Here is a 25,731-nt window from a genome sequence, read left to right as displayed (position 1 = left end):
ACTTGATGAATTGCGGAATTGGGATTTTTAAGTATTTGTAAGCTGGAAATCAACAAAAAAAGTGCTGAAGTATGAATGGCCATTGTCTGGAACAATGAAGTTTTGTTGGCTAATGGAATTAATAAAATAAAGGAAATAATAGATAATAAAGAAAGTAAAGCAATTAGCTTGAAAGAAAACAAGCCCATTTTTCTTAGAATGCCATTACTAGACTGGTTTCCTAAAAACCCGAAACCTAATAAAATCGAACAAATGGCAGTGGCTGGTGACATTCTCCCAGGATTGCTTTTTGAAAAAAGATCTTCAACGAAAATATTGTCAATGGAAAAAAATATCCATCCAAGGTATTCACTTAATGTGATAATGCCAATTAAAATTAAAATAAAAGCTGTAAGCCTTGAAAGAATCAAAAACCCTTTTCGCTTTTTCTTACGAGGGATCAAAAGAATGCCGGATAGAAGAAAAATCAATGCCGTATTGAATTTCATTGTGGCACCTTTAGGTGTTAAACTCAGTAATTCATGAATATCAAAATACCATCCAACTATTACTGCTATGGCAATTAGGAAACAAAATGAAATGATTACTATTTCAATTTTTAAAAGATCGAATTTTGTAAAAACTACTCCTGAATTACTATAGGGAGACTTATTTTGCATGGTAACTTAAAATGGAACTACAATTTTTTTTATCCCTTGGAAAAAATAGCCTATTATCGGCCTAAATACGCTAATGGTTGATACGATTTCAATTGAATTGTTTATAGTTTCAAAAAACATTATTAGATCTAGAAAATATCGGCTTTAATTGCAGTGATTTAACAGTTAATTATTGAAATCAAACGCAAAAAATATTTACAAAGAAAATATGCTGCTATTTAATCTTTATTGGTACTTTAAATAATTGTATTTTAGAATTATACCTTAGCATTTATAATGTCTCTTCTCTCTTTATTTGAGGAATATCTATAGTTTTGACTAAATATATAAAATTTATTTTAATAAATATAATTATAAAATAAATTAATAATAGGTCAATCCTCGTGAATGCATCAAAAATATTTTCACGGGTGAAGCCTTAATTCATCCTGAAGTTTAAGGGATAAATAAACCTCTTCAATGTTCTCAAGTTTATCCGTCAATACAACCAATTTATCATTTTCTTCTAAAGTGGTTGAACCGTTAGGCATCAGATAATTATCATCCCTTTCGATCATTGCGATAATGGCATTTTTAGGAAAATTTAGATCCACGATCTGTTTGCCAATAGCATCAGTGTCTTTTTTGAGAATTATTTCTCTTAAAATTGTTTTTGGATGCTCTTCGAGAAATGCTTCACTCGGCGTAGGTTTTTTGGCACCTTCTGGCAAGCCCACCTTTAACCACTTTGCGACTAAAGATATGGTCGTTCCTTGAATCAACACTGAGCTTATCGCAACAAAAAAGACGATGTTGAAGATAATATTGGCCTTGTCAATGCCGGCCAATAGAGGGTAAGTAGCAAATACGATGGGGACAGCACCTCTTAAACCAACCCAGGAAATGTAAAACCTCCGCCTTAATTTCATCTTGAAAGGTATAAGGGAGATAAATACAGCCAAAGGTCTGGCAACAAGTATTAGGAAAAGTGAAATGATTAAGCCCAGACCTATATATGGAATTATCTGAGAAGGGAAGACCAGTAGTCCCAAGGTCAAAAACAAAACAATTTGCATCAGCCAGGCTAACCCATCAAACATTCGTAATATGGTGTTTTTATGAATAATGTTTTGGTTTCCAAGGTAAACAGAACATATATAAATGGCCAGGAAGCCATTTCCATACAGCGAATCCGTAGCTGAGAAAGTAATAAACATAAGGGCTATAGTAAGCACAGGGTAAAGCCCTTCAAAATCAAGCTTAATTTTATTAATGATCCACTTGCTTAATTTCCCAAACAATAAACCTGAAATGGCTCCAATTGTCATTTGTAAAAGGAATAAAGGGATAATGGAGAACAACCCTTTGTCCGGTTGCTGCACCAAAGATAAAAATGCAATGGTGAGCACATAGGCCATTGGGTCATTGCTTCCACTTTCTAATTCCAAGGTTGGGCGAAGGTTTTTCTTTAGGGCAAGGTTCTTACCTCGGAGTATTGAAAAAACGGCAGCAGCATCTGTGGAAGAGACTATGGCACCTAGTAGCAAACTCTCAAACAAGGTGAAGTCAGTAATTAAATGAACGAAATAGCCTAAACCTAAAGCAGTTAGCAAGACGCCCATTGTGGACAATGCTATTCCTTCTTTAAGTACAGGTTTTACTGAAGGCCACTTGGTATCTAATCCACCAGAAAAAAGTATAAAGTTAAGGGACACAATGCCTATAAATTGAGCGATTTCAGGATTGTCAAAGTAGATACCACCGATGCCTTCTGATCCGGCTAGCATACCAATAGTAAGGAAGAGCAATAAGGTAGGTATTCCGAAACGGTAGCTTGGCTTTCCTAGAATAATGCTTATGAGCAATAGTACAGAACCTATCAGTATTATATTTTCAATGGTTATATTCATGCAAGCTTAATTTTTATTTTTAACAACTTTCATACTATTATTGCGTGTTAAAAAAGCTTAAAATCGGTCGACCTTGGCAGCTATCGGTTTCACAAAATGGTGTGTTAGCAATTGGTATTATAAGGTTGCTATTTTTTCGATCGGTAACCTTTACTAAGAAACCTGTCTAGGTATTCTTGTGAATAGTAAAAATAAAGAATTCTTAGAAGGTTTGTCTCAATTACTTTAAAAAATAGTTGACGAGTAAAATATAGTTGTACTTTATAATAGAAATTGAGGTTCTACTTGAGCTAAAACTACTTTTAATCGAATCCACTGTTTTACCTCTAATTCAAAATAATGATTATAGACCGATATATAAAAAACCTAATCTTTCCTTGGGGTAATAAATAATGCCATTGCTACGAATGGTATGAATAAGCTGAAATTAGAGTAGTTGTTTTGGCCATTTAATCAAAAAAACTACCCGGATGGATTAAAATCCGGGTAGCATTGGTAAAATAGGTTTGTTATTTATTAAAAGTGAAATCAGGAAGTTTAATTTTTTCTCCCCCATTCATTGCGGATTCATGCGCCAATATGCCCACACATGTTATGTTGGCAGATTGCCGAGCATTTGGATAGGGTGCTCTTCCTTCTTTTAATGCAACTATAAATTCATGTACGAGATGTGGGTGAGACCCTCCATGCCCAGCTCCTTGAATAAAAGATAGATGCTGGTTGTCATCATCATCATATACTCCCGCTGTGGTAAAAGGGGCAATTTCTTCTGGAAGTAAATGGGCGAAATCAGGAATTTTAACCTTTTCAGGTATTTCTCCAGTATGCACCACACTGTCTTCGTTTTCAATTAATGTCCATTCAAAAGATTTCTCTGATCCATAGGCATCAAAACTCTCTCGGTATTGACGTGCCGTATTGAAAAGTGATCGGGTAACTTCCGCTGAAAGATCCGTGTCTTTTAATTTGATATGACAACTTTCAATTGCAAATGGCGAGCCATATTTTTCTATTAGGTTTTCATCGATTCTTCCAGAACCAAAACAGGAAACATATTCAGCTTCTGCTTTTGGCAAAGCCAACACGGGTCCAACACAATGAGTAGCATAGTGCATAGGAGGGAGGCCTTCCCAATACCCTGGCCAGCCAGCCATTTCTTGTTGGTGACTTGCACGCAAAAATTGCAATTTACCCATGGCACCCTTTTCATACATTTCTTTTACAAAAAGAAATTCCCTACTATAAATCACGGTCTCCATCATCATATATGTGAGCCCAGTTCTTTCTGTTTCTTCTACAATTTGACGGCATTCCTCTACTGTGGTAGCCATTGGTACCGTACAGGCAACGTGCTTGCCAGCCCTTAATGCCTTAAGGGATTGTTCTGCATGTGCTTGGATGGGGGTGTTAATGTGAACTGCATCAATATTAGGGTCCTTAAGCAATTCATCATAATCGGTGTATCTTTTCGCTATACCGAAAGCATCCCCAATTTCATCAAGCTTTTCTTTGTTACGCTGGCAGATAGCATAAATATTGGCCATGGGATGTTTTTGGTAAATAGGGATGAATTCTGCACCAAATCCCAATCCTATGATCGCTATGTTTAATTTCTTACTCATGTGTCAACAAATTATTTGGGTTAAACGATTGTATTTCATTAGTTTTTGGCCCAATTTTTTAAAAAATTGAAACCTTCAGAAGCAAATTTATCTTGACTTTCTGCCAAAGGCCGCCAAATGCAAACCGCTCCAGCCAATTCTTTTATTTCAGGAGTAAAACTCTCTATGCTGACCGCTCCTTGATAATTTACTTTCTCTAATCCTGATTTAAAGTCCTCCCACCTTGTTTGACCAGTTCCGGGCGTTCCACGGTGATTTTCTGACACCTGCACATGAATCAGCTTATCGCCTGCTTGAAAAATTGCTGCTTCAATGCTTGGTTCTTCTATATTCATATGAAAACCATCCAATAATACCCTGGCAGCGGGATGGTTGATGTCAGAAATTAATCGCATCAAGTCAGAAGTTGTGTTAACAAGATCCGTTTCGAATCGATTTAAGGCTTCTAAAGCAATTTTCTGACCTGATTTTTCCGCCATCTTACAAACCTTTCGCAAATTATTTACAGCCCTGTCCCATTCGACTTTCTTTTGTTCTGGCGAGACCAACCGAGCCTTTCCCACAGCAGAATACATGGGGCCAGCCACAAATTCAGCTCCTAAGGAAGCACTTATATCGAAACAGGCTTGTATATAATCAAAGCTGGTTTGATGAAAACCAGGGTCTTCATGCGTTAGGTCTCGGCTTGGACCAAAAGCGGCACAAATGATAGGGGCAAGGCCATTGTCTTTTAAAGCCTTCTCAACAGTCCTAGTGTCGATTATGGTGGGATCTTCTACAGGAATTTCCACAGCATCATAACCCATTTCCTTAATTTTGGGAAAAAGAGATATGGTGTCCGAGCTAAAAGGAGAGGTCCATAACCAAGTACTGACAGCCAATTTAATGTCTAAAGCCATTGTTATTCTTTTATTTAAAATCTTATTCAACAATCATAATTCCATTCATAATTCTCCAATGCCCAGGAACCGTACAAAGGAAAGGGTATTCTCCCGGTGTGGTGGGAGCAGTAAAAACAAGGCTTTCATTACCTTCGGGATCTACCAGTGGAGTTGCAGCAATAATTTCAGGTATTTTTGGCACAAAATTCATTTTGATACCATTTGGGTCTCTCGCCAATTCATCTGCAGCCTTGCCTATGGTTTCTAAGCTTCCTGATTTCCCAACCAGAAGGTTGTGCTGCATAAAGTCATTGTTAATGAAATCAATGGTTACCTGTTGACCTGCTTTCACCTTAAAGCTGGCTTTGTCAAATTTCATTTCATGAGCAATTACTCCCATTTTTATGGTAACTGAACCTGCATTATTTGATTGGGCCTGACTTTCTTCTGTGCCAGTAGTTTCAGGTTCATCACCAGCTATTGGTAGTTTAAGGTTGAGGTAGGATGCCCTTGCATTCATTCTTCCATTAAAGTAAAAACGATCCTTGTAATCCCCTACTTGAGCAGTACCCATATTGTCATGCCCAATTCTAACCCTTTCCTGATCAAAATTTTCCGTGAAGAGCCCAGGGGTTTTGCTCTTTGCAACCAGCTTGTCATCAATGCTTAAGGCCATCATTCCACGATTTTCCAGGCTTGCATTCAATTTAAATTGCTGATCGGGTATTTTACCGCTAAAGACAGCCTGGTAAGGTTTACCATTTTGTTTTACCAACCAGTAAATTTTATTATTAAAAAAGTACAAACTATATCCATTTTCCTTGTTTCCCTGCGCTACAATAATCCCATCCAGAGGTTCGTCGGACTTACTTACAGTGGCTTGGATGCGAATTTCTTTCCCTGCAATTTGAGGTGGAAATGGAATCCCAGACCTTCTGTCTAAATTGTACTGTTCTTCAATAAGACTTTTGCCTACCCGCTCTTCCAATGTCAATAAAGAGTCTGCTTTATCCATCTGATTAAGTACTGATGAAGATGCATCAAAAGCGGATGGATGTGTGATTGCGGCAGCAAATAAAGCTTGGGGGAGGTATTCATCCGAAGCATTACTCTCCTCTTGACTTGCTGATAAAAGTAAACCTGAAGCATCAGTAGAAGCAGGCATTTCTGCAATGGTTAGCAATGCTTCTTTTCTAGTATTAAGGTTTTCATCGTTGATTAGTTTTGCATCCAATATTGCTTGTAGTACTGCCTCACTTTTAGGCAATACCCGAATGGCATTTTTTCTCACCCCTGCAGCAGGGTGTTTTAATGCTCTGATTACAGCATCCATAGCCATTGTATTGCCACCATCAAGAGCCCCTATCCCATGAAGGGCCCATAAGGCATGAACAGCTGGGGAATTTAAACCAATTTCATCTACAGATTGGTCAGCTATGAGTTGCAGAAGATCTTCAATGATCGATGTATTGGTATTTTCTACGATCAGCTTTTGAGCGGTCATCCTCCAAAACATGTTGTCACTTTTCAAGCCACTAATAAGGTCTTTGTTATTGGAAGGGTCAATATCCATTCTGTTATAATCCCCCCCACCTTTATAAATCAGGCGATAAATTCTTCCGTGTTTGGAATCTCGAAGCGGATTAATATAGGCATTGCCCTCCCCATTTTCAAATCCTTTCGGGGTAGGATTGTGCTGGATGATGAAATTGTACCAATCGGCTATCCAGACGGCACCATCAGGGCCTACTTCGGCATGGACAGGAGAAAACCATTCGTCTGAACTAGCCAATAGGTTGAAGCCATTTTTTTCTTTAAAGCCTGAGCCATTAGGTTCTATGATGGCATTGTGTAAAACCCGTCCAGTTGGCTCTGCTACAAATGCTATTCTGTTCCAGTACGCCTTTGGGAAATTTCTTGCTGTGTAGAAATTATGTCCTGCAGCGGCAGTGTAACTACCATGCCAATCCACCTGACGTAAAAAAGGCGTCAGGTGAGGCATATCATAATGACTGTCTATACCATGGACTGCATTCACTGATCCACCGTTGACAGGACGCTTTACAAATTTATTGGGCATGGCCAAATAAGCGCTGTGCTGGCCATTTGCTGTAGATATAAAAGTATTGAAGTCTTCGGTGAAACCCAGACCCCAGGTGTTGTTACTAGTATTACCGAGGAATTCAAGGTTGGTTCCATCAGGAGAAAAGCGGTAAACGCCTTGACTAAAGGACAAGGCTTTTCCTTCAGCTTCACCTTTGTAGCCGGAATAGCCCAAAACCCCCCAAATTTTATTGTCGAATCCATATTTCAAATTGGAAGGGCCTGCATGGGTGTCACTTTTACCCCAGCCAGTAATAATGGTTTCTCTTATATCTGCCTTGTCGTCCCCATCTGTGTCCTTTAGAAATATAAAATCTGGAGCCATTGCTAGCAATATACCTCCATTTACATAGACCATACTGGTTGGAATATTCAAGCCTTCTGCAAAGACAGTGATTTTATCTGCCTTACCATCTCCATTGGTATCTTCCAGAATTTTGATTTTATCATTGCCACCATCCTTTCTTACTTCATTGGGGTAGTCAGAAGTTTCAATCGCAAAGAGGCGACCCTTATCATCCCAAGCAATAGCCATAGGATTGATAATGTCTGGTTCTGACGCAAAAAGCTGTAATTCAAATCCCACAGGCACCTGAACCAATTTCATTGATTCCTCAGGCGAAAGAGGGAGTTGGTACCTTGGTGCGGGATCTTTGTTCTCATAATTTGGAATGATAGCGTCTTCAAATTGAGGTTGCGGAATATCAAACTCAGCCACTTGTTCGGCGATTTTATCTCCTATGGCCCATAAAATGCCATTCCCAATTAGTTTTTGAAATTCAGGTTGATTCCAGGTTCTTTCGTCATGACCATAGGCCGTATAAAAAACACGACCTTTCCCTTGTTCTCTTACCCAAGTATAAGGTTCTTTTTTGTCACCTTCAGTTCTTTCCATCAGTATAGTCATGTCTTCATTTAACTGACTGTGGACATAGGTCTCATCCCAGGTTGTGAAAGTAGAGATGCCATCCATTATTGGGTGGGAGGGGGCAGTAATGGTAGTAGTGAATTCACCTGTTCCATGAGAGGAAAATTGTCCACCTACAGTTTCTATAAACCAATCAGAATTTTGAAAACAAAAGGAAGCACTGTGAATGGGGATCAAGGCTTTTCCCCCTTCAACATAATTCTTGAGCGCCTCTTCCTGCTCATCCGAAATGGTTTCATGATTGGCATAGATGATTAGGCCGTCATAAAGCCGTAATTTTTCATCATTAAGATCAGAAGGATCAGTAGTATAACTTAGGTTTATTCCTTGCTGAAATAAATGGCTGCCAAGTGTTGACATTAACTTTTCTGAATCATGATGAGTGCTTTCGTGACCGAGGAATAATATTTCCGCCCTTCTAGGATCATCTGATAGCTCAATCTTGTTAGACTTGGTGCCACATGACATCCATACAAGCATGGCAATGGCAATTATCCCTAGGTTCTTCATTGTTATTGTTGATTGGGTAATATTGTACTACTAATTCAAGTTACTAATTTGAACGTTTTATTGTCACCATTCTTACTGTATTTTATCTTATTATGACTGTTTTTTGCCATTTATTGGTATTTTTACCGTATTATGTAACATAAAAAAATTACTATTGAAAAAAGCTTTTCAAAAATCACGCATCCCAGAGCAAAATGCTTTTGTAGTTAAAGAACTGATTGCGCCAACTTTTGATAAGAATTGGCATTTCCATCCGGAGTATCAGCTTTTTTTAGTACTTGAAGGAAAAGGAACCAGGTTTATAGGTGATGATATGCGGCCCTTTAAAGCAAATGACCTGGTAGTTACGGGGCCTAATTTGCCCCATCTGTGGAGAAATGACCAAGAATATTTCGAAAAAGATAGCAAGCTTCGAACCCGAGGAATAGTCGTCTATTTTCCTGAAGATTTCTTAGGACCGCAACATTTAGGAGAAAAAGAAGAATATGAGGAGTTGCAAACCTTGCTCAAAAGAGCTTCACTTGGACTTCAAGTAATGGGTGAAACCAATAAATTGATTAAAATGCAATTGATCAATTTGGTGTATAAAAAAGGCCTGGAAAGAATTATCGGATTGCTTGAAATATTATTGCTCATCTCAAGGTCAAATGAAGTCAAACCTATAGTTCAGGCCGGATATACCAATGCCAATAAAGAATCTGAGAAGGACAGGATGAGCAGGGTTTATGAATTTGTCATGGACCAGTTTCAACACGATATTAAACAGGAAGAAGTAGCGGCCATGATAAATATGACAAGCAGTTCCTTTTCGCGTTATTTTAAATCCAGGATGAATAAATCTTTTTCAGATTTTTTATCTGAAGTACGGATCAGTCATGCTTGTAAACTTTTACCTGCCGAAAACCTTAATATCAGTGAAGTAAGCTATGAAAGTGGATTCAATACACTTTCTAATTTTAATAGGCAATTTAAAGAGAGAATGGGGATGACTCCAAAATCCTATAAGAAAGACTTTCAAACCAGATTTGAGTAAGTTATTAGCGTGTAATAAACTGTATATGAGATAAATAAGGTGTATTTAACTATAAATGATAATTGATTAGAAGGTGGAAAAAGCAAAAAACTTGCCCGGCAAATAGGTTATAATTTGCCGGGCAAGTTTGGCTTTTAATTTCACAAAGCTTTTGCTCCAGCTTCAGCCACAGCATGGTCATTTTCCACAGAGCTTCCACTTACGCCGATTGCCCCTACTATATCACCAGCGCTATTTTTTAAAGGCACCCCACCAGGGAAAGTAATGAGTCCATTGTTTGAATGCTCGATATTGTACAAAGATCCACCTGGTTGAGACAATTCGCCTATTGTTCCAGTATTCATATCAAAGAAACGAGCAGTTTTGGCCTTTTTAATGGAGATGTCCAATGAACCTAACCAAGCTCCATCCATGCGTGCAAAGGCAAGAAGGTTGGCCCCTGCATCTACTACTGCAATATTCATTTTAGTATCAATAGCCTTGGATTTTTCCTTGGCAGCGGCTATAATCTTTTCGGCATCAGCTAATGTAATATTCATGTAATTTGGGTTTAAATAATAATTGTTTAAAATCGACTTTGTTAAATAAAATTAAATATAGGAATAATTTATAAAATGACTCAATAAATGAGGCCTAAAAATTGTTTGCAGCTATATGCGATAATAGCCCTATCAGTAGACTAAAAGTCTACTCTCTAACCATAAATTAAATGTTCAGGCAAGGGGTAGTCTTCGAAAGGATACTAAATAAATACATGATTGAAATTTAATAACCAAATCTAAAAGTCCTGCAAGAGCGAGATAAAGCTTAATAAGGGATACCAATAACGTGGACTTGATGGATTAATTTTATAGTTGATTTTTAATAACCAATTTTTTCAATGGCTTTAAATGAGCTCATTTTTTTGCAACATAAAAGTGACTAGGATTGAATGGCGATAATTACCTTTCCTTTATGCTTTCCCTCGCCAAAAAGCTGTAATTTTTCTGGGGTAGACGCTAAGGGGTGAGGACCATCTATGACGGGTTTAAGCTGTTTTTTGTCATAGAGCGCTGCAATTTCTTCTAAACCATGGTTGGGCTTGAGGCTTAGAATATTTAGTTTTTTGTTGGAAAAAGGTCGTAGCAGTTTACCCCAAATTAAGGTAGTTATCAAATCAATAAGGTTCCCACCTATACTCACGTAGTTGCCTTCAGGTTTCAAGGCGCGGTGGTATGCAAATGCGGATTTATTGGTTTTACAATCAAGAATTAAATCATATAGATGCCCATTTTGGGTAAAATCTACCGCATTATAATCTATAACGTAATCATACCCTAAGGCCTTAAGCATCGTTAGTTTTTCTTTTTTGTCTACACCGGTCACTTCACAAGCATACATTTTCGCTAGCTGTAATGCCAAAGTTCCGACACCTCCTCCAGCTCCGTTAATAAGCACCTTCATGCCTTTTTTTATCTTGCCAATATCTTTCAATCCCTGAAGAGCCAATAAAGCAGCATGAGGCAGAGCAGCTGCTGCTTCAAATGACATGGATTGAGGCTTGCGCACTAGGGCTTTGTGATCTATGCTGATGTACTCGGCAAAAGTGCCAAACCCATGATTGGAAGTGTCGCCAAATACTTCATCACCAATGAGGAAATCTTTTACCGCAGCCCCAACCTGCACCACCGTTCCAGACAACTCCATTCCCATGATTTTCGCTTTTGGCTTGGTCAATCCAAACATAAGGCGGTACAAATATGGTTTTCCCCTAACCATGCTCCAATCGTAATCATTGATCGCTGTACAATGGATTTTTACTAACACTTCACTGTTCTTTGGTACAGGAGTAGCTTCCTCACTTAATTTTAATACCTTTTTTGGTAAACCATATTTTTCAAAAATGAGCGCCTTCATTAAGCTAGTGCATTTTAAGTGAGTTAAAATAGGAGGTTCAACTCCTCTTAAGTACATATGAAACAATAATACAGTAAGATAGCCAAAACACGAATAGATTGGAAAACTATCTCAATTAATTGCTTCTTTCTGTAAAGAACCTAGTGCATTCTCAAAATTTATTTTGCAATAGCTTTTTATTCCATTATTTTGGATGAGTTCTTTTAAAAGTATAATTGGAAGAGCATGCTTAGGTTTACTTTAACTTTTAATGTTATCATATACATGAAGTCTCAAATTAAGAATACAGGTTACTTTGCTTTGTTTTTTGGCTTTGGATTGAGTTTGTTATTTTCCTTCAAGGAGCCAACTCCTGAGCCGGTGAAACCCAATATCTTATGGATTACCACCGAGGATATCAGCCCTAATTTGGGTTGTTATGGAGATGAATTTGCGAAAACCCCATTTTTAGACCAGATGGCCAAAGATGGCGTAATGTATACCAATGCAATAGCATCTGCTCCGGTTTGCGCACCAGCCCGATCCTCTATCGCTACTGGTATGCACCAATCTTCGATTGGTTCTCAGCATATGCGAAGCAAGGGTAAATTTCCTGAGACCTTTAAGTATTACCCAGAATATTTGCGTGAGGCAGGGTATTTTTGTACGAATAACAGCAAGGAAGACTACAATTTGATTTATAAGGCCTCCAAAATTTGGGATGAGTCAGGGAAAGAAGCACATTGGAGAAACAGAAAAAACAAGGACCAGCCATTTTTTGCAGTTTTTAACTTTACAGGTACTCATGAAAGTGCTACTAATTTAAAACAAAAGCACCTGGATGTAATTAAAGCCATACCCAAAGACCAATTAATAAAATCAGGAGAGGTTCGATTACCTACCTATTTTCCAAACACGGAAGTAGTCAATGAATTGTGGACGAGGTATTATAACAATATTACAGCCCTTGATAATTATGTTGCAGCCCTTGTTGACGAATTAAAAGAAGACGGATTAGAAGACAATACCATTATCATGTTTTATTCTGACCACGGCGCTGGTGTGCCTATGCATAAAAGGTGGCTTTACGATACAGGATTAAAGATACCTTTAATCGTCTATGCCCCGGAAGCGTACCGCCATTTGGTTCCCCAAAGTGATGGAGGAGTTGAAGATGAATTGGTTAGTTTTGTGGATTTGGCACCGACTGCTTTAAACCTAGCAGGTATATCAATGCCAGAAAACATGCAGGGAAGGGCTTTCCTTGGCACTGATCTAAGCCCAGCAAGAGATTATGTATATGCTTCCAGAGATCGTATGGATGAACGCTATGACATGCAACGTGCGGTAAGAGATAAGCATTTTAAATACATTCGTTATTATGAATTTACTAAGCCTTTCGTACAGTACATGAATACTCCTGAAAAAGGTGCTATAATGAAGGAAATACGTAAGGCATTTGAAGAAGGAAGATTACCAGAAGCAGGAGTAAAATTGATGGCAGAGAATAAACCCGTAGAGGAATTGTTTGATTTACGCAATGATCCAATGGAACTTAATAACCTGGCAATGGATTCCGAATATGCTGAAACGCTAGAGAAAATGAGAAATGCCCATCTTTCCTGGTCAAGCAGAGTAGGTGATACTGGTTTAATACCAGAACCAATCCTGCGTGTTTGGGAAGAAGTTCATCAACAACCAATCTATTCAATCTGGAGAAATAACAATATTCCTGTTGAAGAGATTCAGGAGACAGCATTGTCTAATAGTGTTGCACTTTTTACCAATAACCTTTCACATGATAACGAGGTGGTGCGGTACTGGGCAAGTACAGGTATTGGCACTTATTCAGATATTGCGGACCCCGAGTTGCGCTCTTTGTTGATTTCACTACTAGCAGATGAGTATCCATCCGTGCAAATAGCAGCTGCTCGTGCCCTCTGTAAATTAGGCTATGAAGAGATTGGATTGCCCACTTTAACAATTTCATTACAAAATGATGATGAATGGGTTAGATTGAATGCGGCATTGGTTTTGGATGAAATAGGGGAAAAAAGCAGACCAGTAAAAGAAAAATTAAAAGAGGTAATGACGGATGATAACAAATATGTGGTCAGAGTTGTCAACCATACTTTGAATGAATTAAATGGCGGTAATAATATCGTCGAGTAAATTGACCTCTTGTATTTTAGTTTCTAAACCTTTGTTATAGAACAAGCAGTTCATATCTAATTTCAGGTTTTCTGGGGGCTTGATTGTCCTCAAATGTGCTCGATTGAAGACGAATGTTGACGCTATAGCTTAATATTTAAATTTTTTGATGGGTTTGAGTTTTTTTTGCATCGTTTTTGTAATAAAGAAAACAATAATGTTTAATCATTGTTGTATATTTGTTAAACATCAGAAAATGAAACTCTCTTTAAAATATATCGCCATTATTCTTTTTTTCTGCTTTATAAGCTTTAATGATTCCATCTTAAGGAGGATTTCAAAAGATAAGATAAAAATAGAAAAGGTAGAACAGTTCTTGAAAAAGTCAAGCCAAAATGTTTTAAGTCAGGTAATTGTAAGTTTGTAATTAAGCCTGTTTCTTGTACTTAGCTTATACTTGAACCAGGTAAAACCAAAGTAGGTGTCATTCCATAACTGACATGCATGTACAGTGAAACGATAAAAGGCATAATTTTTACATTATGCCTTTTAATTTTTTGTTTATAGTCTGGTATATTTGATTAATCCATATCCACATGGAAGGTTTTTTCCGTGGTGTTTCCATTAACATCTTCAGCTCTTATGGTAAGGTCAAGGTGTTCTCCTGTTGCTGGAAGAATGATTGCATTTTCACCTGTCAGGAGGGTTTCCAAATCAATCAGCTGATCATTGGGTAAATCAGGGCCTTGGCTGTCCGTTATCCATTGAGAGCTTCCCCACATTTTATCATACACATAGTCTTCATTACTGACCCTCTCATTATGATCATGATCGTGGCCATCATCGTCCTCTTCTCCAAGTTTTATCCAAACAAATGCCAATGGTGCACTTAAATCATCTGTAGGCTTGCGGATTTCACCCGTTACAGTCAAGGCTTTTCCATGGCTTCCTAGCAGTTCATCGTCATCGAGGTTATTGACAGTGATAGATGGGGCATAAGCAGTTCTAATATGGATCGTGGTGATGTAACTTGAAGCATCTGCAAAACTGGTCTGATTTCCGTGAACATCTGTAGCAGAAATTGAGAAATCATACATTCCAGCCAAAACAGGCCCGCTTAATCTGGAATTGGGTCCCGACCAGAAGATATCAGTCGCTACTGAGTTGACGTTTACTTTAGTTGAATTTGCCGGAAACTGGAAATCAGGATTGCTGGCATCTATTGCATAGATATCATCTATAGCTAATCTTTCGAAATCATTAAGAACCCTGGCATGACTATGGCCATCAAAATTTGCATGAACATTTACCTTTATTTGGCCCACGCCCGAAGGATCTGTCACTGAGAATCCTACAGGGATATGGTCCATGCTTTCTGAAAATACCTCCCCATGGTCGGGACTGATTTCATCTTCAGAGTCGGCATGGTCAATTACGGGGGCGACCAAGTCTTGTGGGTTCTCACTAGTGGTTTCACATGAGAAGAAGCTAAAAGCAATAATGCTCGCTAACAGAATGTTGGTTGTTTTCATCTTTTTAGTCTTTATATACAATACGATTGCATTTGCATAGGTGTTGCAATTATAGAAATAAGTTTACTAACATCCAAGAAGTGTAATAATTTGCTACTGATTTTTTATTTGAATGGGAATTTTTAAGCTTACGTTTATATTTCGACCTTGTTCTGGTAGGTTTAAAAGTCTGTAGCGACTCATGTGATTGAAATAGTAGCTGTTTAATAAATTTTTTCCGCTTATTCTAAATTTAAAAATTTGTCTGGCCATAGCAAATTCCAGACCCAAGCCAGCTTCCAATAGGACGTAGCCCTCAGTGACCCTTTCATTTCTATCCACTCTATTTTGCGCCGCCACTTGTCTGTATTCTATAAACATATTACTAGCAGGCAGCCATTGATTCTTGTAGGGTAGTTCCCAATCAAGTCCAAATAATACACTTGCAGGGGGGGTTAAAGGAAGGGGTAAACTTGTATCTAAATTTTGGCTGTTTACAAATTCCCCAGCTATTGAGGTTTGTAAATTAGGAAGAATTGCCCATTGGATTTTTACTTCCCCTCCTGAGAAAATGGCATTGTTTTGCCGGTATTCCCATAAGGTCCCAGCACCGGGTAAAGTTGAAAATTTGGCTGTAGGAGAAAGGTAAATATAACCAGAATAATAGGCAAGGTAAGGGCTGAAGCCAATAAGGAGATTTCTTTGGGAGTAAGTGAAATTCAAGTCGCTCTGAAAGCTGCGCTCACTATTTAAATTTGGATTCCCCAGTTCATGCCTGAAATTCCCATGGTGGATTCCATTTGTAGCTAACTCTATTGGACTAGGGACTCTATAACTGCTTCCAAGGTTTAATTTAAGGTTGCTTTTGTTATTTACAATCCATGAAAAGCCAGTAGCCCCGCTTAAGTTTGCATAACTACGGTCTATATCGGGATTTCTTAAAACTTCATTTCCAGTAGCCTCTCCATTGTTATAAGTAGGTTGGGAGTGTGCATCAATTTGGTGTTTGGCCACGTCCACCCTCAATCCAGCATTTAAAATAAAATTGTCTTTTAATCGGTATTCATGAAAGTAAAAGAAACCAGCGGATTGGGATTTAAATTGGGGTAACAAAAATTCAAAACCGTCAAACTGGTTGTCCATCAAACTGGATTGAAAACCTATAATGGCTTGTTCCTTATTACTTATATGGTGATTAAACCTTAGGTTTGCCGTGTAGGTATTTAAATAAAGTCCCAAAGCCAGGTTGCCTTCCTGGCTGGAACTAATTCCATGAGCATGCGGAAGAGATTGCTCTTGCCTTTCGTTTCTCTGATATCCCAAATCAATTTCCAGCCAGTTTTGATTCAGCTGAATTGTGGTGTTGGAGATCACCTTGACATGAGAATTGTCCTGATTGGGCAATTCAATGTTTCCATAATCACCATTGTGCTGGAGATTATAACTATTTGGTATGCCGACTGCTCCAGTAAAAATTCCTGCCTGTTGTCCAAACCGGCTTAAGGTAATGGTAGATTTGCCCCATTTTTTTCTTATTCCAGTCATTAAAGAAAAGTGCCTTTCCTTTCCTGCCGTGTTTTTTAATCGGTTTTCATAAACGGGTAAAACATATCCCGCATAGGTGAATTCATCTGCAGGCACACGATAATCTTGATAATCCTGAAAGGTAAGCCGGCCTTTATATATGAATCCATTTTCATTTCCTTCAACCATAGCCGAATGACTACGCATATTGTTATTGGTTTGATAGCTGTTGATCAAATGTCCCTTTATCTCACCATCGTGCGGTATAGGAGCAGGGGAGATGTTGATAACGCCGGACATACCATCAGATCCATAAATCAAAGAAGCAGGGCCTTTTACAATTTCTACACGATCTACATCAAATGGATCAATTTCTAATCCATGATCAGCCCCCCATTGTTGGCCTTCTTGCTTTATACCCCTGTCATTGACCTGAATTCTATTAGAACTCATTCCTCGGATAACGGGCTTGCTAATGCCTACTCCAGTATTAATAGTACTGATTCCTGGTAGTTTTTCAAGGGCATTGGAAAAAGTGCCTGAGTTGTTCCTTTCTATAAAATCTCTATCAATTACGTCTATTGTTTGGGATTGTTCAACGGGGCCATTTTTGAATGGATTGGCCTCGATGGTGAGCGATTGTAGGGTAATGGCAGAGGGTTCCATTTGCCAATCAAGGCGCACATCATTGTTCTGGATGGAAACTGTTTTTGTAAGTGATTTGTAACCTAGGTGAGAAACATGTAAATGGTAATTTCCTGGATTTAGATTTCTCAAGGTGAATTTGCCATTCTGATCTGCAGCCGTTCCTGTTCCTAATTCATGAATAAGCACAGTCGCCATCATGGGTTCTCCAGACTCATCTGAAATGGTACCACTAATAGAAAAACCAGTGGTTGATTGAGCAAGAAGAAAAGAATTGCCTATCGTTACCAGGATGAAAATTGGTAAATAAATAAATCGCACTGCAGTAAATTGAATGATTGGAATACTATAATTAGGGCAAAGATATCTTTATCACTCAATAATTGCAACACTATGGCAGAAATAGAATTGGTTTATTTTTTTTTCAAAGGGTCTAATAAGTATTCCAGACCGTTTACTCGAATTTCATACATCGTTTCCAACCACATTCCCAATTTACCTTGTGGGAAACCTTTTCTTTTATACCAGATCAAATAATGTTCAGGGACATCGCAAATAAGCCTATCCTTGTACTTTCCAAAGGGCATTTTTTTCGAAACAATTTCCAAAAGTACATTTCTATCCATGTTGCTTGATAATTAATTCAACCAAGCGTCCCATGGGATTCTACTTAAAATCAAAATGAAAGCCACACCATAAAACATATAAATACTTCTGAACCTGCTTCTGCTTTCTGTTAATTTTTTGGCTCTGCTGTACCCAATTGTAATAAGGGCAATCGCTATTATATTAATTAGCGGATGCTCTAGGGCATACAATCTACTCATAGAATCACCCATGGTTTCACCACTAAGGTTAGATAAGCCTAAAGGACTTAAAAAATATACTCCAATACCTACCAACAATTGAATGTGAGCCAATATCATCCCTATCAAGCCAAATTTTCGGTCTTTTTCGGTAAACTCTTTACCACTTAGAGCACCGAAAAGTGCTGAAATAAAGCTAAATATTATTCCTGCCAAAACGATATATGCCAGGACTGAATGAAGGTGTTGAAATCCGGTAGCCATGTTAATTAAGATTGTCTGTTTATAAACAGCTAAATAAGTAAAAAAAAACCACTATACCATTAGTATGCTTAGCCTTTGTGTCAAATATCTCAACTTTATTGCTAAAATGCTTAAGTTTATGAGCCAGTAAAATAGATCCTATTAATAAGAATTAGTTAACTGTTTAAATTTATATTTTGTAATTATCTTTTTTTCATTTAGTAAATTGGTTTTTATAACCTAAATAATTACTTAATTTCGCAAAATATGCCCAGATTCCCTATAAGCCTTTTATATTTTTCTTCTAAATATTTGCCGTCGGATGAGTTATTGGAATTTTGTATTTGAGAACAAAAAAATGTTGACTTTTGGCTTGCTGATGACCTGTCTTTCTGGCTATGGTCAAACTTATCTTTTGGCCCTTTATGTACCTTATTTGATTGAAGAATTTTCTCTTCAAAATGCCCAAATAAGCGTTTATTACATGGTAGCAACCATTGCAAGTGCTTTTTTATTGCCTCAGGTAGGGAAATACATCGATAAGGTAAGCTTGGTGAAATATACGCTTCTCACCACAGTTGTCTTTATTCTATCCATGCTTTTAATGAGCTTTAACTATTACTGGTTTTTACTGCCAGTTGCCTTTTTTGGTTTAAGGATCGCAGGTCAGGGTTTGTTCAGTCATATTGCCATTACTTCTATGTCAAAGTATTTTATTAAAGGTAGGGGTAAAGCAATTAGCATGGCCTCTCTGGGACATCCCTTTGGTCAGGCAGCATTGCCTATTATGGTGGTAGCGCTTATCAATGTTTTTGGCTGGAGGCAATCGCTCCTTATAAATGCCTTAATTGTATTGATAATGGTTCCATTGTACTTGTATTTTTTTATAGATGAAAAGAAACTGGTGGTTTACGAAGAAACGGTCGATTCTCCGACTACGGTACCTAAAAAGGAGATCTCTCAATGGGAGATAATGAAAACGAGGAGTTTTTGGATATTGTCTCCAAATTTGTTTGTATTGGCTTTTACAGTTACAGGATTGTTTTTTTATCAATTTGCAATAGCCGATTTTAAAGGGTGGAGCCTTGAGTGGATGGCCGTGGGCTTAACCTTTTATGCCATTGCAGGGTCAATTGCCATTTTGTTTTCTGGACCTTTGATCGATAAATATTCTGCCAGGACCTTTTTCCCTTATTACCTTATCCCTTTTTTAATTGCCATTGTATTTATTTGGAAAGTAAGAGATCCCTTGGTTATTTTCCCCTATATGATTTTAATGGGGGCTTCTGCGGGTGTCGGTAACTCCATAATGTCAGCATTGCAGGTAGAATTATTTGGTACTGCTTATATTGGTAAAGTTCGAAGTATTTTCGCTTCTATTATGGTGCTTAGTTCAGCTATTGGCCCAGCCGTGTATGGTGTTATAGTGGATGCTGGTTATGATTTCGAATATCTATTTATTGGTTCGGCTATTTTGATGGTAATCGCTATCTTGCTTTCCTTTCGAATTATCCCAAGCTACACTTATGCAAAAATGAAATATAAGTTTAAAAAACGTGATAGAAGATTTGACTTTTTTAATATTTTCACCTTGAAACGTTAGTACAGCTAATGTTTAAATGAAGCGAACATCCTTATTTTCTAGTTGATAAAAAACTGGAAAATATAAGCTTAATTTTTGCAAGCTAATGATAAGACTTTATCTTTACGCCAAATGAAGTGAATTATGCAGCTATTAGTAACCTTGTTTATTTTTACAATTTGTTACGGATTATTATTCCTTTCAATTTTCCCCGTTAAGCCACTTCAAAAAATCAGTGACTTCACGCATAAAACGAAAAAAGCCATGTACAAACAGTATGATTTGACATGGCCTTATTTTTTCTCCTTCCTTGGTGGTTATGTAGTGGCTTCAGCGATGGTTTACCTTATTCAGGATTCCATTTAAGCCTTAATTTTCCACAGAATTTCTTCCGCTTTTTCAGCTTTGGAAAAGTCTACTTTCGTATGCTCCATTTTATTATTAATCTCTTTTAAACAAAGCTGTCCTATACTGCCTTCATGGGTATGTTTGATCTTTTTCCCAGGAGTAAAAGCCCCTTTTTCTATGTCCATACCGACCTTTTTATAAGCATCTCTAAAAGGAACACCATCTAATACAAGTCTATTGACCTCTTCTACGCTGAATAAATAAGCATAAAATCCATCATCAAGAAGGTCTTGTTTGATACTAATATTTTCAAGCATCAATTGTGCAATTTTTAGACTGTCATTTAATTGTTCGAAAGCAGGAAAAGTGGTTTCCTTCAACAATTGTAAGTCACGGTGATACCCTGTACTCAAATTGGTAAGCAGCATCATTATTTGCTGCGGATAGCTCTGAATTTGATTGGTTTTGGCACGTATCAGTTCGAAAACGTCAGGATTCTTCTTATGGGGCATGATGCTTGATCCCGTAGTCAATTCATCTGGAAAGCTGATAAAACCAAAATGCTGATTCATAAATAGGATGGAGTCTGTGGCTAACCTATTCAATGTACCGGCTGTACCTGCCATCGCAAAGGAAAGCGTTTTTTCAGTTTTTCCTCTGCTATTTTGCGCATTGATGACATTGTAATGCATGTCCCCAAACCCCAAAAGGTCTGTTGTCATGGTTCTATTCAATGGGAAGGAACTTCCATAACCCGCTGCTGACCCTAATGGATTTCGGTTGGCCAGTTTGTAGGCAGTTTGCCACAAGTCCATGTCTTCTGCCAAGCCTTCAGCAAGTGAGCCAAACCACAAACCAAAAGACGATGGCATTGCCAATTGGGTATGGGTATAACCAGGCATCAAATCATCTTTGTGCTTTTCTGCCAGAGAGGTAAGCAACTGGAAAAGGTTTTCTATCTCTGTTACCGTTTCTTTGATGGCCTTTCTGTAATACAATTTTAGGTCTACTAAAACTTGATCGTTTCTGGACCGACCACTGTGTAATTTTTTGCCGACATCACCATACCTTTCGGTAAGCAAAAATTCCACCTGACTGTGTACATCTTCTACTCCCGGAGCGATGCTGAATTTTCCTTCAGCGATTTCTTCCCGGATTTCTTTTAATCCCTTAATTAAAACCTTCAACTCTTCCTTGGTTAGCAAACCTATAGACTCCAACATGATGGCGTGAGCCATCGATCCTGTTACATCAAAAGGTGCTAGCAAAAGGTCAAATTCAGGATCTCTTCCTATGGTAAAAGCTTCTACTTCTTTCTTACTGGTTTTATCTTTTTGCCAAAGCTTCATTGGGTGTTTCTTTTTGTGATGGAAAAATAATTTTCCAATAGTGTAACATATAATGAAATTCCTTCCTTCAGTTCATCAATATAAATAAATTCGTCAGCAGTATGGGACCTAGCTGAATCTCCAGGACCTATCTTAACGGAAGGAAAAGGGATCAGGGCCTGATCTGACAGTGTAGGGCTACCATACATTCCCAAGCCCATCTTTTTAGCCGTTTGAACCATAGGATGATTGTCCGCTATATAGGATGATTTTAAGCGGAGAGACCTAGGGGTAAGTTCCGCTTTTAAATTGGATTTTAACTCCTGAAAAGCTTCCTCCAAGCTATAAGCATCCGTAACCCGCACATCTAGCGTGTAAGTGCATGTGTCAGGGACCACGTTGTGCTGGCTTCCAGCATTGATGATGGTGGCTGATACTTTGTTTGGACCTAAAAAAGGAGATTCTTTTTGAAATTTAAAATCCTTGATAGTCAAGAGGTCTTCAAGGGCTTCGTAAATAGCATTGGTGCCTTCATCTCTTGCCGCATGACCTGCTACTCCTGTCACCACTGCATCTATTACCATCAAGCCTTTTTCCGCTACGGCCATCTTTAATAGTGTAGGCTCTCCTACAATGGCAACTTCAAGTTCTGGTAGCTCTGAAAGGACAGATTCAATGCCGCCTCGGCCGCTGATCTCTTCTTCGGCAGAAGCCACCATGACCAGGTTTACAGGTATTTCTTTTTCGTAATAATATACAAAAGTAGCCATTAGACTTACCAGGCATCCTCCGGCATCATTGGAGCCTAGGCCGAATAACTTCCCCTCTTTTTCTACTGGGGTAAAGGGGTCAAGCGTATAACCTTGGTTGGGTTTTACGGTATCATGATGTGAATTCAGAAGAAGGGTAGGCAAGGTAGGGTCAAATAGCTTATTGAAAGCCCAAATATTGTTGCCTTTTCTATTGGTCTTTATTCCTTTGTCTTCAAAAAAAGTTTGAATTAAATCAGCCGTTTTGTCCTCCATTTTACTCAAAGATGGAGTGCTGATAAGTGATTTCAGAAGATCAATTGCCTCAATTTTTAATTTTGCTAAAGCTTCCAATTATTTTTATTGGTTAAAGTGGATTCAAATTTCCACCATATGATAGTTCTTCTATAGTAATCGTTTTACAACGATTCAATGGTTGTTCCTGCATTTTCTCCTTTTGCAGCAAGAAGCAGGTTTTCTGGTAAGCCCATCCAAACATTCGCCACGCCTTTGTTAAGCGCATTGAAAGCATTTTCCAACTTGGGAATCATTCCAGAATGGATCACCTGATCCTGGAGCAATGCTTTAAAAATATCTTCATTGATCAAAGGTACCAGCGTTTCTGGGTCATTAGCATCCATTAATACGCCTTTTTTGTCAAAGCAGAAGTAAAGCTTCACGGTATGGGTTTTTGCCAATGCGGTCGATATTTCAGAAGCAATGGTATCTGCATTGGTATTGAGCAATTGCCCATTCCCATCGTGAGTAATAGCTGAAAATACCGGTGCAATATTTTGTTCCAGTAGGGTTTCAAGCAACGCGGTATTTACATGCGCTATATCCCCTACAAAGCCAAAATCCACCTCTTTTATTGGACGCTTCCTAGAGGTAATGGCATTGCCATCCGCTCCAGTAAGGCCTATTGAATTTTGTCCGTATCCTTGCAGTTCAGCCACCAGATTTTTATTGATCAATCCGGCATATACCATGGTGACCACATCCAATGTTTCTTTGTCGGTAATCCGTCTCCCATTGTGCATATTGGGAACAACTCCCAAGGAACTGCCTATGCGGCTTGCCATTACTCCTCCTCCATGAACCAGTACTTTTACTCCGGGGAAGTGAGCAAATAACTTTAAAAATTCCGTACAGTTTTCTTTGTGATCTATTACGTTTCCGCCGATTTTAATTACACTAATATCCATTAGGGACTATTTTTAAAGCATGGTGTCAATTACTGCCTGGGCAGCAAAAATTCTGTTTTTTGCTTGATGTTGGACAAGGCTACGATTGCCATCTAAAATTTCGTCACTTAACTCCAGGTTACGCCTTACTGGGAGGCAATGCATGACTTTGGCATGGGTGTTCTCTCCAAATTTCGACTCATTCAGTAGCCATTCTCCTGTGACACTTAGAATTTTCCCGTATGGAGTGAAGGCACTCCAGTTTTTAACATAAACAAAATCAGCATCTGCAAGGGCCTTGGTCTGGTCGTATTCTATTGTGGCACCATTCGTAAATTTTTTATCCAATTCGTACCCATGTGGATGCGTGATGGTCAAGTCATAATCACAACCAATCGCCCATTCTGAAAATGAATTGGCAACCGCATGCGGAATGGCTTTGATATGTGGGGCCCAAGTAAGCACAACTTTTGGCTTCCTGTTTTCTTTAAAGTTTTCTCGGATGGTCACCATGTCAGCCAGACTTTGCAAAGGATGTCTGATGGCACTTTCCAGGCTAATTACGGGCACTCCAGAATATTTAATAAATTGATTGATAACAAAATCGCTGATGTCTTCTTCTTTATTGGTTAGTGTAGGAAATGCCCTAATGGCTAAAATATCAAAATATCCACCCAAGACAGCAGCGGCATCCCTGATATGTTCGACCTTGTTTTGGTTCATAACAACACCATCCTGCATTTCCAATGCCCAGCTTTCTTTGTCCATATTGAGGACAAAACTTTCTACGCCTAAATTAGAGGCGGCCAATTGGGTGCTCATTCTTGTCCTCAAGCTTGGGTTTAAGAAAATCAAGCCGATACGTTTTCCGTTGCCCTTATTTTCATTGACCCTGGGATCTGTCTTAAAAGCCAATGCTTTTTCTATTAGACTGTTGGCAAGGTCAATGTTTTCAAATTTGGTAAAGTTTATCATGACTTCTAATTGGTCTTCCTGCTAATAATTACTTCTCTTAAACTCTTAAGGAATAGCTGCAATTCTTCCTGCTTCACACAAAGTGGAGGCAGTATTCGAATGGTGTTTTTTGAGGCAGCACTTCCTGTAAAAATATGGTGATTACTGATTAGTTCTGAGCGATACCCAGCAGCCTCTTCGGTAAGATCAAATCCTATCATCAAACCTTTTCCTCTAATTGAAGGGATTTCTGGAAATTCATCTTTCAACGCTCCCATTAAGAATTCGCCCATGGTATGGGCATTGTTCATAAGTTTTTCCTCTTCCAACACTTCCAGCACGGCAAGTCCCGCAGCACATGCCAGGTGATTACCTCCAAAAGTGGTTCCCAACAAACCATATTTGGCCTCTATGTCTGGATGAATCAGTACTCCTCCAATAGGAAAGCCGTTACCCATCCCTTTTGCAATAGTGATTAGGTCAGGAGACAGTGCCTCTGCCCATTGGTGGGCAAAAAACTTCCCAGTACGGCCATAGCCTGATTGAACTTCATCTAGGATCAGCTTAGCGCCATATTTTTTTGTTAGCGTTGAAAGGCCGGTAAGGAATTCTGCTCCAGCAACTTGAATACCATTGACGCCTTGAATTCCTTCTATGATGACAGCAGCAATTTCTCCACCTTTCAATCTTTGCTCTACTGCTTCCAAATCACCTAAGGCCTCAAAGAAAACTTTATGCCCGCTATTGAAAGGCGCGACAATTTTCTTATTGTCGGTAATGGCTACAGCTCCAGAAGTCCTACCATGAAATGCACCGTGAAAGGCTATTACGCCAGGCTTTCCCGTCTCGAAAGAGGCCAGTTTTAAAGCATTTTCGTTGGCTTCCGCTCCAGAGTTACACAAAAACAAATTATAGGATTCGTACCCGGAAAGTGCTCCCAGTTTCGAAGCCATTTCATTTTGAAGTGGAATTTGTACTGAATTTGAATAAAAACCTATCTTATGCAGTTGCTCGCTAATCCTTCGAACGTAGTGAGGATGGGAATGGCCAATGGAGATTACGGCATGGCCTCCGTACAAGTCAAGATACTTTTGACCCTTATTGTCCCAAAGATAAACGCCACTGGCTTTCTCAGGAGTGACATTCATAAGGGGATAGACGTCAAACAATTGCATATAATATATGTTTGGGGACAGGCCGGTGCTA

General features: G+C 38.6%; 20 protein-coding genes. 5 read left to right on the top strand and 15 right to left on the bottom strand.

Annotated features, from left to right (window positions below):
• The first annotated feature begins 75 nt into the window (after positions 1 to 75).
• The gene (locus tag AAC073_RS00735; RefSeq protein WP_339921913.1) at positions 76 to 525 is read left to right on the top strand and encodes a hypothetical protein; all 450 of its coding nucleotides are present in this window, start codon (positions 76 to 78) and stop codon (positions 523 to 525) included.
• Between the two features lie 538 nt (positions 526 to 1,063).
• On the opposite strand, the gene AAC073_RS00730 is transcribed toward AAC073_RS00735, so the two are convergent.
• The 4 genes from AAC073_RS00730 to AAC073_RS00715 form a co-directional block, all read right to left on the bottom strand.
• A complete protein-coding gene (locus AAC073_RS00730; RefSeq protein WP_339921912.1) occupies positions 1,064 to 2,548 on the bottom strand; it encodes a potassium/proton antiporter in 1,485 nt (494 codons plus the stop codon).
• 509 nt (positions 2,549 to 3,057) lie between these two features.
• Complete coding sequence (locus AAC073_RS00725; RefSeq protein ID WP_339921911.1) at positions 3,058 to 4,170, bottom strand: Gfo/Idh/MocA family oxidoreductase; 1,113 nt, start codon at positions 4,168 to 4,170, stop codon at positions 3,058 to 3,060.
• A gap of 38 nt (positions 4,171 to 4,208) precedes the next feature.
• The gene (locus AAC073_RS00720; protein ID WP_339921910.1) at positions 4,209 to 5,069 is read right to left on the bottom strand and encodes a sugar phosphate isomerase/epimerase family protein; all 861 of its coding nucleotides are present in this window, start codon (positions 5,067 to 5,069) and stop codon (positions 4,209 to 4,211) included.
• Positions 5,070 to 5,091: 22 nt separating this feature from the next.
• Positions 5,092 to 8,592: a PVC-type heme-binding CxxCH protein gene (locus AAC073_RS00715; RefSeq protein WP_339921909.1), complete on the bottom strand. Its 3,501-nt coding sequence runs from the start codon at positions 8,590 to 8,592 to the stop codon at positions 5,092 to 5,094.
• 154 nt (positions 8,593 to 8,746) lie between these two features.
• Here AAC073_RS00715 and AAC073_RS00710 point away from each other — a divergent pair, with 154 nt between their 5' ends.
• Complete coding sequence (locus tag AAC073_RS00710) at positions 8,747 to 9,625, top strand: AraC family transcriptional regulator (protein WP_339921908.1); 879 nt, start codon at positions 8,747 to 8,749, stop codon at positions 9,623 to 9,625.
• A 140-nt stretch (positions 9,626 to 9,765) separates the two neighbouring features.
• Here the strand turns inward: AAC073_RS00710 and AAC073_RS00705 are convergent, their stop codons facing one another.
• Positions 9,766 to 10,164: a heme-binding protein gene (locus AAC073_RS00705; RefSeq protein WP_339921907.1), complete on the bottom strand. Its 399-nt coding sequence runs from the start codon at positions 10,162 to 10,164 to the stop codon at positions 9,766 to 9,768.
• A gap of 382 nt (positions 10,165 to 10,546) precedes the next feature.
• The gene (locus AAC073_RS00700; protein WP_339921906.1) at positions 10,547 to 11,521 is read right to left on the bottom strand and encodes an NAD(P)-dependent alcohol dehydrogenase; all 975 of its coding nucleotides are present in this window, start codon (positions 11,519 to 11,521) and stop codon (positions 10,547 to 10,549) included.
• A gap of 264 nt (positions 11,522 to 11,785) precedes the next feature.
• Here AAC073_RS00700 and AAC073_RS00695 point away from each other — a divergent pair, with 264 nt between their 5' ends.
• Positions 11,786 to 13,672: a sulfatase-like hydrolase/transferase gene (locus tag AAC073_RS00695; protein ID WP_339921905.1), complete on the top strand. Its 1,887-nt coding sequence runs from the start codon at positions 11,786 to 11,788 to the stop codon at positions 13,670 to 13,672.
• Between the two features lie 560 nt (positions 13,673 to 14,232).
• Here the strand turns inward: AAC073_RS00695 and AAC073_RS00690 are convergent.
• From AAC073_RS00690 to AAC073_RS00675, 4 genes are all read right to left on the bottom strand, one after another.
• Complete coding sequence (locus AAC073_RS00690; protein WP_339921904.1) at positions 14,233 to 15,183, bottom strand: DUF4625 domain-containing protein; 951 nt, start codon at positions 15,181 to 15,183, stop codon at positions 14,233 to 14,235.
• A gap of 93 nt (positions 15,184 to 15,276) precedes the next feature.
• The gene (locus AAC073_RS00685; RefSeq protein WP_339921903.1) at positions 15,277 to 17,652 is read right to left on the bottom strand and encodes a TonB-dependent receptor; all 2,376 of its coding nucleotides are present in this window, start codon (positions 17,650 to 17,652) and stop codon (positions 15,277 to 15,279) included.
• 92 nt (positions 17,653 to 17,744) lie between these two features.
• On the bottom strand, positions 17,745 to 17,957 hold the full coding sequence (locus AAC073_RS00680; RefSeq protein WP_339921902.1) for a DUF3820 family protein: 213 nt from the start codon (positions 17,955 to 17,957) through the stop codon (positions 17,745 to 17,747).
• 12 nt (positions 17,958 to 17,969) lie between these two features.
• Positions 17,970 to 18,401: a hypothetical protein gene (locus AAC073_RS00675; protein WP_339921901.1), complete on the bottom strand. Its 432-nt coding sequence runs from the start codon at positions 18,399 to 18,401 to the stop codon at positions 17,970 to 17,972.
• Positions 18,402 to 18,702: 301 nt separating this feature from the next.
• On the opposite strand from AAC073_RS00675, the gene AAC073_RS00670 reads away from it, so the two are divergent.
• Positions 18,703 to 19,983: an MFS transporter gene (locus tag AAC073_RS00670; protein WP_339921900.1), complete on the top strand. Its 1,281-nt coding sequence runs from the start codon at positions 18,703 to 18,705 to the stop codon at positions 19,981 to 19,983.
• A 123-nt stretch (positions 19,984 to 20,106) separates the two neighbouring features.
• Entirely contained in the window at positions 20,107 to 20,328 is a 222-nt protein-coding gene (locus AAC073_RS00665) for a hypothetical protein (RefSeq protein WP_339921899.1), read from the top strand.
• On the opposite strand, the gene argH is transcribed toward AAC073_RS00665, so the two are convergent.
• The 5 genes from argH to AAC073_RS00640 form a co-directional block, all read right to left on the bottom strand.
• A complete protein-coding gene (gene argH, locus AAC073_RS00660; protein WP_339921898.1) occupies positions 20,325 to 21,659 on the bottom strand; it encodes an argininosuccinate lyase in 1,335 nt (444 codons plus the stop codon). The genes AAC073_RS00665 and argH overlap by 4 nt on opposite strands.
• Positions 21,656 to 22,741 carry a M20 family metallo-hydrolase gene (locus tag AAC073_RS00655; protein ID WP_339921897.1) on the bottom strand — a complete coding sequence of 362 codons (1,086 nt, stop codon included), beginning with the start codon at positions 22,739 to 22,741 and terminating at the stop codon, positions 21,656 to 21,658. Before AAC073_RS00655 ends, argH begins: the two co-directional genes overlap by 4 nt.
• 65 nt (positions 22,742 to 22,806) lie before the next feature.
• Complete coding sequence (gene argB, locus AAC073_RS00650) at positions 22,807 to 23,592, bottom strand: acetylglutamate kinase (RefSeq protein ID WP_339921896.1); 786 nt, start codon at positions 23,590 to 23,592, stop codon at positions 22,807 to 22,809.
• Positions 23,593 to 23,604: 12 nt separating this feature from the next.
• Positions 23,605 to 24,546 (bottom strand): acetylornithine carbamoyltransferase, encoded by a 942-nt coding sequence (locus AAC073_RS00645; RefSeq protein ID WP_339921895.1) that lies wholly within the window; start codon positions 24,544 to 24,546, stop codon positions 23,605 to 23,607.
• Between the two features lie 5 nt (positions 24,547 to 24,551).
• Entirely contained in the window at positions 24,552 to 25,700 is a 1,149-nt protein-coding gene (locus tag AAC073_RS00640) for an aspartate aminotransferase family protein (RefSeq protein WP_339921894.1), read from the bottom strand.
• Positions 25,701 to 25,731: the final 31 nt, after the last annotated feature.

The sequence above is a fragment of the uncultured Cyclobacterium sp. genome (assembly GCF_963977555.1).
GTDB lineage: Bacteria > Bacteroidota > Bacteroidia > Cytophagales > Cyclobacteriaceae > Cyclobacterium.
Note: the sequence above shows the minus strand (reverse complement) of the source record. Positions and strands in the feature narration are given on the sequence as shown.

What these genes read in the sequence shown, in the direction of transcription:
- AAC073_RS00725 (WP_339921911.1), bottom strand. Translation starts at nt 4,170, where the DNA reads ATGAGTAAGAAATTAAACATAGCGATCATAGGATTGGGATTTGGTGCA.
- AAC073_RS00645 (WP_339921895.1), bottom strand. Translation starts at nt 24,546, where the DNA reads ATGATAAACTTTACCAAATTTGAAAACATTGACCTTGCCAACAGTCTA.
- AAC073_RS00715 (WP_339921909.1), bottom strand. Translation starts at nt 8,592, where the DNA reads ATGAAGAACCTAGGGATAATTGCCATTGCCATGCTTGTATGGATGTCA.
- AAC073_RS00665 (WP_339921899.1), top strand. Translation starts at nt 20,107, where the DNA reads ATGCAGCTATTAGTAACCTTGTTTATTTTTACAATTTGTTACGGATTA.
- AAC073_RS00640 (WP_339921894.1), bottom strand. Translation starts at nt 25,700, where the DNA reads ATGCAATTGTTTGACGTCTATCCCCTTATGAATGTCACTCCTGAGAAA.
- AAC073_RS00720 (WP_339921910.1), bottom strand. Translation starts at nt 5,069, where the DNA reads ATGGCTTTAGACATTAAATTGGCTGTCAGTACTTGGTTATGGACCTCT.
- AAC073_RS00680 (WP_339921902.1), bottom strand. Translation starts at nt 17,957, where the DNA reads ATGGATAGAAATGTACTTTTGGAAATTGTTTCGAAAAAAATGCCCTTT.
- AAC073_RS00705 (WP_339921907.1), bottom strand. Translation starts at nt 10,164, where the DNA reads ATGAATATTACATTAGCTGATGCCGAAAAGATTATAGCCGCTGCCAAG.
- argB (WP_339921896.1), bottom strand. Translation starts at nt 23,592, where the DNA reads ATGGATATTAGTGTAATTAAAATCGGCGGAAACGTAATAGATCACAAA.
- AAC073_RS00670 (WP_339921900.1), top strand. Translation starts at nt 18,703, where the DNA reads ATGAGTTATTGGAATTTTGTATTTGAGAACAAAAAAATGTTGACTTTT.
- AAC073_RS00700 (WP_339921906.1), bottom strand. Translation starts at nt 11,521, where the DNA reads ATGAAGGCGCTCATTTTTGAAAAATATGGTTTACCAAAAAAGGTATTA.
- argH (WP_339921898.1), bottom strand. Translation starts at nt 21,659, where the DNA reads ATGAAGCTTTGGCAAAAAGATAAAACCAGTAAGAAAGAAGTAGAAGCT.
- AAC073_RS00675 (WP_339921901.1), bottom strand. Translation starts at nt 18,401, where the DNA reads ATGGCTACCGGATTTCAACACCTTCATTCAGTCCTGGCATATATCGTT.
- AAC073_RS00695 (WP_339921905.1), top strand. Translation starts at nt 11,786, where the DNA reads ATGAAGTCTCAAATTAAGAATACAGGTTACTTTGCTTTGTTTTTTGGC.
- AAC073_RS00690 (WP_339921904.1), bottom strand. Translation starts at nt 15,183, where the DNA reads ATGAAAACAACCAACATTCTGTTAGCGAGCATTATTGCTTTTAGCTTC.
- AAC073_RS00730 (WP_339921912.1), bottom strand. Translation starts at nt 2,548, where the DNA reads ATGAATATAACCATTGAAAATATAATACTGATAGGTTCTGTACTATTG.
- AAC073_RS00735 (WP_339921913.1), top strand. Translation starts at nt 76, where the DNA reads ATGGCCATTGTCTGGAACAATGAAGTTTTGTTGGCTAATGGAATTAAT.